Source organism: Ruegeria sp. TASC047, assembly GCF_059612445.1.
Genome location: NZ_JBXWQP010000019.1, coordinates 385,133 through 397,761, shown reverse-complemented (window position 1 = coordinate 397,761; position 12,629 = coordinate 385,133). Strand labels below are relative to the sequence as shown.

12 protein-coding genes are annotated in these 12,629 nt (G+C 54.8%); 8 read left to right on the top strand and 4 right to left on the bottom strand.

Annotated features, from left to right (window positions below; translation table 11 throughout):
• Positions 1–36 precede the first annotated feature (36 nt).
• Positions 37–1,218: an ammonium transporter gene (locus AC2FLO_RS04520; protein WP_496751542.1), complete on the top strand. Its 1,182-nt coding sequence runs from the start codon at positions 37–39 to the stop codon at positions 1,216–1,218.
• A 125-nt stretch (positions 1,219–1,343) separates the two neighbouring features.
• On the opposite strand, the gene AC2FLO_RS04515 is transcribed toward AC2FLO_RS04520, so the two are convergent.
• Genes AC2FLO_RS04515 through AC2FLO_RS04505 form a run of 3 tightly spaced genes read right to left on the bottom strand, consistent with a single transcriptional unit; the run spans position 1,344 to position 3,948 of the window.
• On the bottom strand, positions 1,344–2,699 hold the full coding sequence (locus tag AC2FLO_RS04515) for a sensor histidine kinase (RefSeq protein WP_496751540.1): 1,356 nt from the start codon (positions 2,697–2,699) through the stop codon (positions 1,344–1,346).
• Positions 2,699–3,358, bottom strand: coding sequence for a response regulator transcription factor (locus AC2FLO_RS04510; RefSeq protein ID WP_496751538.1), 660 nt, complete (start codon positions 3,356–3,358; stop codon positions 2,699–2,701). The genes AC2FLO_RS04515 and AC2FLO_RS04510 overlap by 1 nt, the downstream gene beginning before the upstream one ends.
• A gap of 38 nt (positions 3,359–3,396) precedes the next feature.
• Positions 3,397–3,948: a PepSY domain-containing protein gene (locus AC2FLO_RS04505; RefSeq protein ID WP_496751536.1), complete on the bottom strand. Its 552-nt coding sequence runs from the start codon at positions 3,946–3,948 to the stop codon at positions 3,397–3,399.
• Between the two features lie 210 nt (positions 3,949–4,158).
• Here AC2FLO_RS04505 and AC2FLO_RS04500 point away from each other — a divergent pair, with 210 nt between their 5' ends.
• Complete coding sequence (locus tag AC2FLO_RS04500; protein ID WP_480584583.1) at positions 4,159–5,175, top strand: hypothetical protein; 1,017 nt, start codon at positions 4,159–4,161, stop codon at positions 5,173–5,175.
• An 892-nt stretch (positions 5,176–6,067) separates the two neighbouring features.
• Here the strand turns inward: AC2FLO_RS04500 and AC2FLO_RS04495 are convergent.
• Positions 6,068–6,532, bottom strand: a complete 465-nt coding sequence (locus tag AC2FLO_RS04495) for a helix-turn-helix transcriptional regulator (RefSeq protein WP_496806670.1) — start codon at positions 6,530–6,532, stop codon at positions 6,068–6,070.
• 897 nt (positions 6,533–7,429) lie between these two features.
• On the opposite strand from AC2FLO_RS04495, the gene AC2FLO_RS04490 reads away from it, so the two are divergent.
• The 6 genes from AC2FLO_RS04490 to AC2FLO_RS04465 all read left to right on the top strand — a co-directional run bounded on the left by AC2FLO_RS04490 (position 7,430) and on the right by AC2FLO_RS04465 (position 12,617).
• Positions 7,430–7,594 carry a Flp family type IVb pilin gene (locus tag AC2FLO_RS04490; RefSeq protein ID WP_267367933.1) on the top strand — a complete coding sequence of 55 codons (165 nt, stop codon included), beginning with the start codon at positions 7,430–7,432 and terminating at the stop codon, positions 7,592–7,594.
• A 135-nt stretch (positions 7,595–7,729) separates the two neighbouring features.
• Positions 7,730–8,689 (top strand): Flp pilus assembly protein CpaB, encoded by a 960-nt coding sequence (gene cpaB / locus AC2FLO_RS04485; protein ID WP_496751532.1) that lies wholly within the window; start codon positions 7,730–7,732, stop codon positions 8,687–8,689.
• Positions 8,690–8,697: 8 nt separating this feature from the next.
• Entirely contained in the window at positions 8,698–10,236 is a 1,539-nt protein-coding gene (locus tag AC2FLO_RS04480; protein WP_480584589.1) for a pilus assembly protein TadG-related protein, read from the top strand.
• 13 nt (positions 10,237–10,249) lie between these two features.
• Positions 10,250–10,747, top strand: coding sequence for a TadE/TadG family type IV pilus assembly protein (locus AC2FLO_RS04475; protein ID WP_496751529.1), 498 nt, complete (start codon positions 10,250–10,252; stop codon positions 10,745–10,747).
• Complete coding sequence (locus tag AC2FLO_RS04470) at positions 10,744–11,391, top strand: TadE/TadG family type IV pilus assembly protein (protein ID WP_267367915.1); 648 nt, start codon at positions 10,744–10,746, stop codon at positions 11,389–11,391. The genes AC2FLO_RS04475 and AC2FLO_RS04470 overlap by 4 nt, the downstream gene beginning before the upstream one ends.
• Entirely contained in the window at positions 11,391–12,617 is a 1,227-nt protein-coding gene (locus AC2FLO_RS04465; RefSeq protein WP_496806671.1) for a CpaE/TadZ family protein, read from the top strand. Before AC2FLO_RS04470 ends, AC2FLO_RS04465 begins: the two co-directional genes overlap by 1 nt.
• The last annotated feature ends 12 nt before the right edge of the window (positions 12,618–12,629 follow it).

Here is a 12,629-nt window from a genome sequence, read left to right as displayed (position 1 = left end):
GCCCGGGAAACCATGCAGGGAAAAGGAGAGCGGCCCATGAATGGAGCCGATACAGCCTGGATCATTGTTGCTACAGCACTGGTCCTTTTCATGACATTGCCGGGGCTGGCCTTGTTTTACGGCGGGCTTGTACGTGCCCGAAACGTGCTCAGCGTTTTTATGCATTGCTTTGCCATTGCCTGTTTGATGAGCATTCTGTGGCTGGTTGCCGGGTACTCCATCGCCTTTGGAGCCGGTGAAAGTGGGCTTTGGGGTGGTTTGGGCAAGGCTTTCCTCAACGGTGTTGATGTAGACAGCCTTGCTGGCACTCTACCGGAAATCCTGTTCTTTGCCTTTCAGATGACCTTTGCCATCATCACCCCAGCCCTGATCGTGGGCGCATATGTCGAACGGGTGGGCTTTGGCTTTGTGCTGACCTTCTCGGCGCTGTGGATGCTGCTGTGCTATGCGCCTGTGGTTCACTGGATCTGGGGCGGTGGCATGCTGGCCGATGGTGGTATTTTGGGCGACATTGGCGTGCGTGATTTCGCAGGTGGTATCGTGGTGCACGAAACCGCTGGTCTGGCAGCCCTGATCATCGCCGTCATCCTTGGCCCGCGCCGCAACCGCACGACCCCGCCGCATAATCCCGGATATGTCATGGTCGGCGCCGCGATGCTATGGGTCGGCTGGTTTGGCTTCAATGGCGGTTCGCAACTGGCCGCGGACGGTGGCGCTGCGATGGCGATGACCGTTACCCACCTGTCCGCCGCAACCGCCTCGCTGACGTGGGCGCTTTGGGAACGCATCCGCTTTGGCAAAGCCTCGATGGTGGGTCTTGTTACCGGAACAATTGCAGGTCTGGCTTCGATCACGCCCGCTTCGGGTTTTGTGGGTCCGGTTCAGGCCCTTATCATCGGCGCTGTTGCGGGCGTTCTGTGTCAGGAAGCCGTCAGCCTGGTGCGCAACAAGCTGAATATCGACGATACGCTGGACGTGTTCGCGGTACATGGCGTCGGAGGCATCTTCGGCACCATCATGATCGCCGTGTTTGGCCTTGGCACATGGACCGCACAGTTGGGCGGGCTGGTTATCGTGGGTGTCTTTACGGCAGCTGTCACGATAGTTCTGGTCAAGGCGGTTGCACTGATCACACCACTTCGCGTAAACGCCGAGACCGAGACAAATGGCCTTGACCTCTCGGTACATGGTGAGCGGGCCTATGACATGAGCAGCTAAGCCCACCTTGGCTGCCTATCGCCCGTAAGGGCAAAAGCGGACCTGTCATGGGTCCGCTTTTCTTGTTTTCGCATCTTGTCCACGTACGACACACCCAAAACACCCTGAACCTTCAGGGCAAATGATCAGCCTGACGCAGGATGCGCATTGGTTCCCTTCGGAATTACGATCCGGCATTCCAGACCGCCAAGCGAGCTGGATGCACCCAGATCAAGCCGACTGTCATAGGCCTTTAACAAATCAACCGCGATGGCCAGCCCAAGGCCGCTGCCCGAAACAGAGGTATCCAGCCTCCCCCCCGATCGCAACGCCTCGCGGTGAGCGTCCTGAGGAATTCCCGGGCCATCGTCGTCAATCACAACTTCGATCCCGTTCGAGGTTCTCATAGCCGTCATGCGGACCTTGTGTTTGCACCATTTGACCGCGTTATCCAGCAGGTTACCCAAGACTTCTTCGATATCCTGCGCGTCCATTCGCACCCAAAGACCGGGGTCGCGTTCAATTTCCAATGACTTTCCTTCGCGCTCGGCCATGGTCGTGAACAGACGCTCCAGCCGATCAATCGAATGAGACAGATCAGTACGAGAATGGGTCAAGTCTGCAGTGTTCAGCGCCCGCATTCTGGCCAAAGACCGGCCCAGTTGCGCGTCAATGCGGTCGAGAGCTTCAACAGCGGTTTCCGTAGAACCTCCCGCTTCGGACAACAGCAGCAGTTCATTGCGCATGATTGCAGTAGGTGTTTTCAGGGCATGGGCCAAATCTGCCGCCTGACGACGTGATCCCGATACGATTTCCCGGTTTCGACGCAAGAGCTGGTTCAGATCCTCGACCAGAGGAGACACCTCTTCTGGATAATCGCCTGGCCTAAGGTCTTCGTCCCGATCCCAACGATGCGCCACATCTGACCGAAGCTTTCTGAGTGGCGTCAGGATGATTGACGTCAGAAGTAGCGACCCAACGACACCGATCAGACCAACCAGCGCAAAAACCGGAAGCAGGCTTTGTTGTGCAGCGCGGCGTTCCGCGACAAGCTGGGCCTGACTTTCGGCAACGCTGACCCCCCAGACCGTACCATCCTCATAGGTAATTTTCTGAAAGGCTCCTCGTAAAGCTTCGCTTTCCGGACCGGGAGTGTTCCAAAGCGTCGTTACATCAGGGTTCCCCGGCGGTTCGGCAATGACTTCATCAAACAAGGAAGCCGAGGTAAAGATCTCACCTTCGCTGTTGCTGACTTGCCAGTATCTGCCGGAATACGGTGTGCCATAGGCTGGATCGAACATCAGATTCCGCAGCGCATCCGGGTCATGGGTCGTAACGCTCAACCCAACGACCAGTTGCGTGTGACGATCAAGTAGTGCGGTATCAAACCTGTCTGAAACGCGGGCATTGATGAACGAGAACACGGCCAGCGTACCAACACCCACTGAAAGGGCACCCGACGCGATCCCCCCCAGTAGAGCCCGTTGACGCAGGGATAACATCAGGCAGAGTCGATCATGTATCCGCGGCCCCGAATCGTTGTGATCAGATCAGGGCCAAGTTTTTTGCGCAGACGGGTTATGAAGACGGCAATGGTGTTCGAGTCCCTGTCTCCATCGTATTCGTAAATATGTTCCGACAACTCGGTCCTTGAGATCATACGCCCAACATTATGGGCCAGATATGTAAGAACAGCCAACTCCTGCGCGGTCAGGTCGATTGGAACGCCATCCGCCGTTACACGCCCGTTGCGGGTATCCAGCACAACATTTCCCATTTCGACGACGGGATTCAACTGACCGCTCTGCCGCCGCAGTATGGCACGGACCCGCGCCGCCAGTTCGGGCATATGGAACGGTTTGGTCATGTAGTCGTCCGCGCCTGCGTCCAATCCGTCGACCCTTTCGCTCCAGCCATCGCGGGCCGTGAGGATCAGCACCGGGGTCTTGATGCCCGCGCTGCGCCATTCCCGCAGAACTGAAATGCCATCTCGTTCTGGCAATCCAATATCGAGGATGATCATGTCATAGGGTTCTGTTGCACCCAGATGCAAAGCTTCCAGGCCGCTGTTCACAATGTCCACGACCCGACCTTCAGCGTTCAACAGTTTCTTGATCTGCTCGCAAAGGCGCGGTTCGTCTTCTGCCAGTAAGACTCTCATACTTGGGAATTATAGGCCTGCGAATGGCAGTTTAACCATTACTTTTTACCACCCCCGTTGCCGCCGCCGTTTCCGCCACCGTTACCACCGGAGTTGCCACCACCGTTACCACCGGAGTTTCCGCCACCGTTACCTCCGGAATTGCCTCCACCATTGCCGCGACCGCCACCGCTGTTCCCACGGTTGCCGCTTTGACCACCATTTGCGTTGGCAGAAGACTTGCCTTGAGATTTCGCATTGGCCGAGTTTCCGGGCGCAGATTTGGCCGCTTCTGAGATTTGTTTGCCGATCTTGGACCTGTTGGAAACGACAACGCCGGTTTTTGCGTTAACAATAACACTGACAATCTTCCCGTTCGGTTTTTTGACCAGCACGCGGTAGTAAACTTTGTCGGCCTGAAAAGCTCGCGCATCAATGGGCGTACCGCCAAAGACCTGTTCGACCCCTTTGATGACTTTCTGCAACCGGATTGCGTTGCCCGAGGTTGTTGCTTTGCGCAGTTCTGTCTGCTTCAGCTCACGAACGGCTGCATTGCCTTCTCCGGGCTGGAGAACGGCAACAAGAAACAAGATGGTTAAGAGCTTTCTCATCTTCAGCACTCTTTACTGCGCAACCACCTTAACAATCTACCGATTTCAACATGAACTGGCGATGAACGAGCAGTTCGGCGTGGGTTCAATGATGATGGGTTTAGATGGCACCTGTCAGATATTGATTCCGGCAAGCGTTTTCTGTGTGTGCAAAGCGCGAAACACACTGCCGGTCCAAATGAAACCCGCGTTTGACCTACGAGGACCGCTATGAAAACCAACTTGACCGGCGTGCTGAAGGCCTCCGCTCTCGCAATCGCAATGTTGGGCTCCACCGCAATTGTGGCGGCAGTTGCCCTTCCTGATGTGGCCTATGCCAAAGATGGTAATGGCAACGGTGGGGGCAATGGTGGCGGTAAAGGAAACGGCGGCGGTAAAGGAAACAGCGACGGCGCCGGAAATGGCAAAGGCGGCGGTAATGGGGCGGCTAAAAGTGGTGGTTCAAAATCCGCCGGTAAGTCGGGGCGCACTACCTCTGGCGCAAAGGGTTCGAAGTCAAAATCTTCGAAGGGAAAATCGTTCTCTTTGAAAGAATTGTTTACCGGTAAGAAGTCCAAGAAAACTCAGACCAAGACCGCACCGGCAGCGCACGCGACAAAATCCAAGGTTCAAGTCGAGGAAACGGACCTGACCGATTCCCATAAGAAGGGGAATAAACTGGCTGCCGCGCTGGGCGTCCACCCTTCGGAACTGGGCGCACTGAACGCAGCCAACGCAAGTGAGAAGGCCCTTCAGAACGCTGCCCCGAATTCGCGCGTCGGTCGCATTGCAACCTATCGCGACACAGTTTTGGCTGGCGACAGCATCCGAGCGGAGCTTGCCGAAAAACAAGACCTTCTGGATGATATGACCCCGCCGGAGCGCTCCAGCGCTGAAATCAATGACGACCTTGAGGATGCGCTGGCCGATGTTCAGGAAAAGCAGGACATCGTCGATGATCTCGAACAGCAACTGGCAGATGCGGGAGGCACCAATCCTGATATCGAGGACGCACTTCAGGACGCAAACGATGATCTGCAAGCTTCCAAAGATGCCGCCGACAGCCTGAATGCCGAAAAACAGGCAGCCTTGGAGTACGAGGAAGCCGTGCAAAACGTCGAAGACCTGGCAGACGCCGTTGAGCAGCAGTCACTCGATGAGCGCGCGGCATTGGAAGACGCTGCGAACAAACCCGTCACCGACGAGGTCGAGGCTGCTGTAAAGGCAATGCTCGGACTGGATAGCTAATAGCTTTTGCCTTCATTCTTATGAAGTGGGCAGAAGACCGGGCCAGCTAAGTGATTACCAGCCGTTTGGCTGGCCCGACTTTCCCATTAAGATTCTGACCGCCAGGTTGTATTGCGCGTATGCCCGACGCAAGTTGGCAAAGGTTACTGAGAAAAAATTTAGCCCGCTCCAATTCGGAGCGGGCTTTATCTTTCCCTGATCAAGTTGATCCGGAAATCCATCGGGCGTCTGATTTTCAGAAGTCCCGGTTCGCCTCTTCTAGTCGCTTGTTATTTACGATTTCTGTCAGTGCATTTTCGATAGGAGGGAAGCGACTGCTGCTCGAATTTGTATTACTTGAAACTTCGCCGTTCATGACGGGATTATGGGGTTGCATTGTCGCACATGCATACGGCGCAACCTCAATAGCAGTCTTAATCATGCTGTTCCCCTTCCATTCAACCGGACGTGGTTTGCCCGGCCTGTGCGATCAGTATGCCCCGAGCCAGTTGAACACTCAGAGAATACATTGTTCACATTATGTTAATGTTGTCGCGAAATCATGAACAACGACTAAGTGGCTAACAAAACAGGATATTTTTTCGTCATCAGATACAATCAGACTGGAAGGGCATAAAAATCTGACGCGCTCTCCCCACTCCGTAGGGTTGTTTCCTCCCCACGAAAGCGGCAGTTGGTCATGGCGAACGAGTCAGATTCCCTACATTGCTATAGAGAGCAAAATTGCGGCCGAAATTTAGAAACTTACAAGACAGCCGAAGAAATTGCGACTAAGTTCAGCAGTTGTTCGACCGTCATGGCACAACAATGGGCAGGACCATGACGACAGATGGATCCTTAAAAGATCAAGAAAAGGTCTTCAGACCGTCCTGATAGCAATCCATTCGGTTCGCTAACCCGCGATCTGAGCAAAACCCCTGTCAGCATCAACGCTTCGGTTCAATAGATGCAAAAGCTCGACCTGGCTCGTCGCCCCTGTTTTGGAAAAAATGGAACTTAGGTGCGAACGAACCGTTGTCGGGCCAATGGACAGAGTCTCCGAAATCGTCTTCACTGTCATTCCCTCTTTCATCATCGCACATACCCGAAACTCGCATCTGCTGAGGTCGGCCGGATTATGTGGATCAAGGATCGGAACAAAGCGATTGTTGCTGTTGAACTTGGACCGGTGACTCCGAAGAACCTCGGAATTGGCAGCAACTGTTCCGGGCAAGCGTTTTCTCCAGCCAGACGATAATGTTGGAGCCAGCGCACTTATCAGATCAAGTTCGAAGGTCTGCGGGTGAATACTGTAGTGAAGCTCGATGTAATCAACCTGCGCTCCGGTTACGTCCAGCGGAATCAGGATAACCTCCACCAGCCCCTCAGGCCTTTGGGGCCGACAATGGGACATTGGTGATGCGTCGGATAACACCAAGTCTGATAGTTTCCAGACTGAACCCGGCCTTGCAGTTGATATACATTCTCCAATAACCAACTCTGCCTGCGTTTGCGGCTGTGAAGGCCAGATTTTCCCCTGCTGGACACAACAGCGCGCAATATGCTTTGCCTTCCAATCCTTTTTCTGCATTCTGACAATTAGAACCGCATCAGCATTTGCCAGGCGCATTAAACAATTTACGGATCGAGACACGGAGCCATTACCGCATAGGGCCTGAGTCCACTCCACTACAAAGTCCAGACTCTCCCTCGCCTGAGCGCTCTTTAAAAAACTCACACTCATAACAATTAACCATTCAACCAAACAGACCGACCAAACAAACAGGTTCGGGTTACTACAACGAATTTGTGTCCCTTTCGAAGTCACAGCAACCGGAATTATCGGCTTGTCTGCACGAGAAGTTTTCAAACAAAGCCTTTTAAGAAACTTTATATATCTGTTTTTAATATGCTTTTCTGAGTCTTGTCATCACTGAACCGCACGATGCCAATCCGCAAACGCCAGACCGGTCAGTAAAAATCAACCACCATCCCGCTCACAATCGCGACCCGGCTCAATTCATTGTTTCCGAAAAAGGTGATTCGCCATACGTTAATACGTTGTTAATGCAGGGTTAAAAGTATTCTCCCAAAAGGGTTATTTGCTATAATTATTTCTATCATTAGTTGTATTTCAATTACCTTTGAAGGAAGGCACGCACTTCCCCCGATCCTATTCTGATTTCCGAGCTAATGCATTTTCGCCTGGCTTGCGCTCAAGAGTACGGAGTGCTGAAAACGTCTAACCTATTTGGGGGAAATAATGACTAAATTCATGAAGAAGTTTGTTAAAAACGAAAGCGGCGCAGCAATCGTCGAGTATGGCCTGGCTCTTTTGGTCGTGGCGTCGATTGCAGTTGGCGCATTCTCGTATCTGGGCACTACCACCAACACAAACGTGACTGGTGCATGCGCTGCTCTGGGTAGCGCGACCTGCTGACCCAAACACACTTACCAAAATACTGAGTTCTGCGCCGCCGCGCCACTGTTGCGGCGCAGAGTTCACCGCCAGGAATTTCGCGAAAGCAAGACGACCGAAGTTCCATATTTCAGAACGTAATTGTTGGAGAGAGTGATGCGTATCAGGCCAATCATTTCTACACTGTTTGGAATTGCGATAGCGTCCGGTTCCGTTTACCTGGCGAAAGATCACATTCAGTTTAAGACAAGCACTGCCGATGTCTCGCCAGATGCCGATCTGGTTGAGATTTACGTGGCCCGATCAGAAATTGCTTTTGGTCAAACGATCGAAGCGCACGACGTCACAATTCACCCCTGGCCGCGCGAGGCGCTCCCGGCCGGAGTTTTCACGGACATTGATGTACTTGTTCCAAACAATCGCCGTCAGCTGCGGCGCGCCAAGGGCCGGTTCTATCCCGGCGAAGTAATGCTTCTTTCCAAGGTTTCGAACTTTGGAGAAAAAGTCACCCTTGTTCAGAAGTTGGGTGAAAACACACGCGCCATGGCGATCGAGGTCGATGCTGTAACAGCCGTGGGCGGTTTTGTTACCCCGGGCGATCACGTTGATATCGTCTTGACCCAAGGTGCCAAGCAGGACCTGCGCGCGGTCACCATCTTGCAGAATATTCGCGTCATTGGTGTGGACCAGCAGTCGGAGGAATTAAGCGATCAGCCGGAGGTCGCCCGCACGATTACGGTGGAAGTGACCCCGCAACAAGGTCAACGTCTGGCCCTGGCTCAAAAGGCCGGAACCCTGAGCCTGACACTGCGTACCCTGGACAGCGTCGAGGATGAACCCATGGAGATGGTTCGCCTGCGCGATCTGTTGCAGGAGGAAGGACCGGTAGAAAAGGTTGATATTCAACCCACTGTAAAGCTGCGCCGGGGAACCGAGACTGAGGTTGTGACCATCCAGCGGCAACAGGAAGAAGCGGAACAGGCAACAGAAACTGCGCCCGCCGCCGAATTGCAACCTGATACCCAAAAAGATGCGCAGCTTGCGCCGGCGTCCGCGACGCCGCGCGTCAAACCCCGCATTCGCCCAATCAAAGTCAGTCAGACACCCGGTCAATAAGTTCAGCCATGCCAACTCGCGCTATCATATCCGCATTCGCCAAAGAGGAGAACGGCACCGTTGCGATCCTGTGGGGCACTGCTTTGGTCGCATTCCTTGGGTTCTTTGCGATCACACTGGACGTCGGCCGGTTGAATTCGACACATGCAGAGCTTCAGTCATTCGCCGACAACGTAGCTTTGGCCGCAGCGGGAGAGTTGGATGGCCAACCGGACGCGATTACGCGCGCCACAAATGCAGCAGCAAATCTTGTCAGCGACAGCCAGACATTCGCCAACGGGGCGACCACGCTTTCAGGATCGTCGGATTATACCCTCCTGTTTCACTCGGCGCTTCCGGCATCGGATCTGACCCCGCTTGGCGCAGATCTTACAACCGATCCACGAAAGGCCAGGTTCGCGCAGATCGTGTTGACACCCAAGTCCCTGACGATGAGCCTGGCTTCGGCGCTGGACAAGATGCTTGGTGGGGCTGGGTTTTCTGCTGCCAGCGTTTCAGCCGAGGCAGTGGCCGGATACTCGAAAGCGGCGTGCGATATCTCACCCCTGATGTTCTGCCTGCCCCCGAATTGGGAATCCACTTTGACTGTGGGCGACCAGATTCTGTTGCGCAGCGGCGGCAACGGAACGGCTTGGGGTCCGGGTAATTTCGGCTTTATTGATCTGGCGAATTTCCAAGACAGCTCGGGTGTATGTGCCGACGAAGGGGGCAATAAGCTGGCCTGTCTGATCGCGGCGCAAAGCCAGATCACCCAATGTGTTCTGACCAATGGTCTGAACACCGAACCCGGCCAGAAAAACGGCATTACCAACGCTGCATTCAACGTCCGCTTTGACATCTACCGCTCGGTTCTCAACGGTGAGAAGAACAATATCGATTTCGCGCCCGCACCAAATGTGATCAAGGGGATTGAAAGCAACGGTGGCGGCGCTTGCATTCAGGGTAATGAACAGACGACCCCTGATACAACAGGTTTGGGGCGCGACCTGTGCATGACGGCGGGCACCTGCGGTGGAAACAACCGTTTCGGTGACGGCAACTGGGATCGAACCGGGTACCTTAATCGAAACCACGATCTGGCAGATGGGATTGCCGACGGCATCGGCAGCGACGCGCATCTGCCTTCACTGTCCGGATCGGATACCGTTTTCGCAGGAACGCGGTACGGAATGTATCTGAGAGAAATAGCCTACGGAAATACAAACCCTTACGCGGCACCGAATGCAAACTCCATTCTGGACCCTTCGCTTGCCGAAACCGGTCGTCCAATGTGTTCCAGCCAGATGTCCGAGGACCCGGCGCGACGCGTTGTTACGGCTGCTGGTGTTGATTGCGCGCAAAACCCGGTGTCCGGTTCGACTACCGGAGTTCCAGTCACAAAATTCGTAGCCGTGTTCCTGACTGAACCGGTGGGTGATGACGGTGGCTCACCCCCCAGTTTCGACATCCACGGAGAGGTCGTCGGTTTCCCCGATGTGACCGGAGTTGGCAGCGGCGGCAACGGGTTTGGCGGCATCTTTCGCGACGTCGTACAGTTGTATCGATAGGGGCTGAGGGTTCATGTTTATTCGCCTCAAATCCCCTTTCAAGCGCTTCGCCAAAAGCGACGATGGAGCGATCCTTGTCGAGTTCGGCCTCGTCATGCCGATTATGCTGCTGCTGTTGGCGGTGACACTGGAATCCGCACGCCTCATGTGGTCGTACCAGTCGGTCATTGCCGGGGTCCGGGATGCCAGCCGTTATATGTCGCGCGTCACGCCCTCGGATATCTGTTCGTCTGGCGGAACTGTCGCGGGGCTCAGCACAACTCTGAAAGGGATTGTCGAGCGTGACATTCATGGCAACAGCCTGTTTCCACCCAGTGTAACCGTCAACTCAGTAACGCCCAGCTTGTCCTGCGTGTCGGGCACGTATCGCATGAACCCGGCACCCGTCGGTCAGGTAAGCGCCAATATCACCGTTCAGTTCCCGCTGGGGGGCATTCTGAAGCTTTTCGGCAGCGGCGCGTCATCGATAACCACCGACGTCGCTGACACATCGCGGATATTTGGCCAATGACACGGTTGCGAAATAACCGCGCCATCTTGCGCCAGGTCGCGGACAAGATGCTGCGCGACCAAAATGGTGGGGTTCTTGTTGAGTTTGCCTTGGTTGTGTCCCTGTTTTCCTTCCTGTTCCTGGCATTGCTGGACTTTGGCCGGCTATCATACAGCGGAGTGAACGCGCAAAAAGCCGCACAGTTGGCGGCGCGCATCGCTGTGGTGCGCCCTGCGGCCTGTCCGGGTGTGCCACAAACCCACACGCGGGGAACATCCGCGTTGTCCCCTCGCTTTGGCACCCCATGCAGTGCGTCGGCTGGCGTATGTGCCGACCCCGTAACGCCAGCTTGTGTGGGTGACGCCACCAACACCACAGCATCTGAAATCTGGGGGCGCATCAACCCGTTGCTGCCCCCCGGCACGACGATTGACGCCTTGCAGTTTTCCTATGATTTCAATTCCAATCTGGGCTTCCTGGGTGGCCCTTACACACCCATGGTCACGGTTGAGCTGAACCTGAATGATTTTCAGTTCGTGTCGCCGCTGGCCGCGCTTGCAAATGCCGCGGGCGCGACCAGCAGCACAATTCCTTCAACAGCCGGGTTTTCCAATTTCAGCGTTTCGCTGCCTGCCGAAGACCTGGCATCAGGAGAGTCAGGTTAATGGTTAAGAACGTTTCCAATCTCAATTCACATTCTGTCATGCTTGTATCTGAAAGCGAAACCGTCGCTCAGGTGGTCGCCAATGCCTTTCCCGCCGGTCAAAATAACGAAATCTCAGAGAATGCGGGTTCTTTCAAAGCTTTGAACGGAACAGCACGCAATCTGGCATTCAAGCATGACCTGGTTATTTTCGAAATCGACCCCTGCGACGCGGGCGAGGTTCTGGCTGTCAAAGACCTGCTGACCCATCGACAAGACGACACCTTGTTTGTCGCGCTGACGCAGAATGACGTTTCGATCTCGGTCGCCCGCGAGTTGCGGAAAATCGGCATCGACGAGGTTCTGCCCCTGTCCATTGACGAGGATGGGCTGAAAGCTGCAGTAGCAGAAAAAATCTCTTCCCGATCACTTCCGCAAGGGTTCATTCGAAATGGCCCCTCTGCCCTTGGCACGGTGATCCCGGTTGCAAAATCCCGCGGTGGAATCGGAGCGTCAACGGTCGCAGTCAACCTTGCCTGCTCACTGGTGGGCGGGAAAGGATCCTTCCTGAGGAAAAAGGCGAAAAACCGCGTCGCGCTTCTGGATTTTGATCTGCAATTCGGAAACGCGAACGTGTTTCTGGATCTTGAAGATAACGGGGGATGCCTCCAACTCATCGAAAATCAGGAAGAGCCGGATGATCATTTCCTGACGTCGATCCTTCAGAACCATACGCTCGGCATTGATGTGTTGTGCGCGCCCGCGCCGCTGGTTCCGCTTCAATCCATACGACCGGGCTTGATCGAGGGGATGCTCGACCTGCTTCAGCGCCGGTACGACTATGTTGTCATCGACCTGCCCTGTGCCGTTGTGGAATGGGTCGAACCCATCTTTAAACGCGCGAACCAACTTGCACTGGTTACTGACACCACGGTTCCGTGTGTTCGCCAGACCCGGCGCCTGATCGATTTCTATCGCGAGGCGAACGTGGCCCTGCCCGTCGAGGTTGTCGTGAACCGCGAACGGAAGACGCTGATCAAACCCGCACACGTTCGCGAGGCCGAAAAAGTGCTGGAAACGAAACTGAAGCACTGGCTGCCGGACAATCCCAAGATTGCGCGAAACGCGGTCGATCTGGGACGACCGATTGTGGACATGAAGCCGCATTCGGACCTTGGCAAGACCCTGACGAAACTGGCTGCGTTCATGTCCGAAGGCACCCGGCCAGCCACACAAAAAACTGCATAATGGGAGATCGCC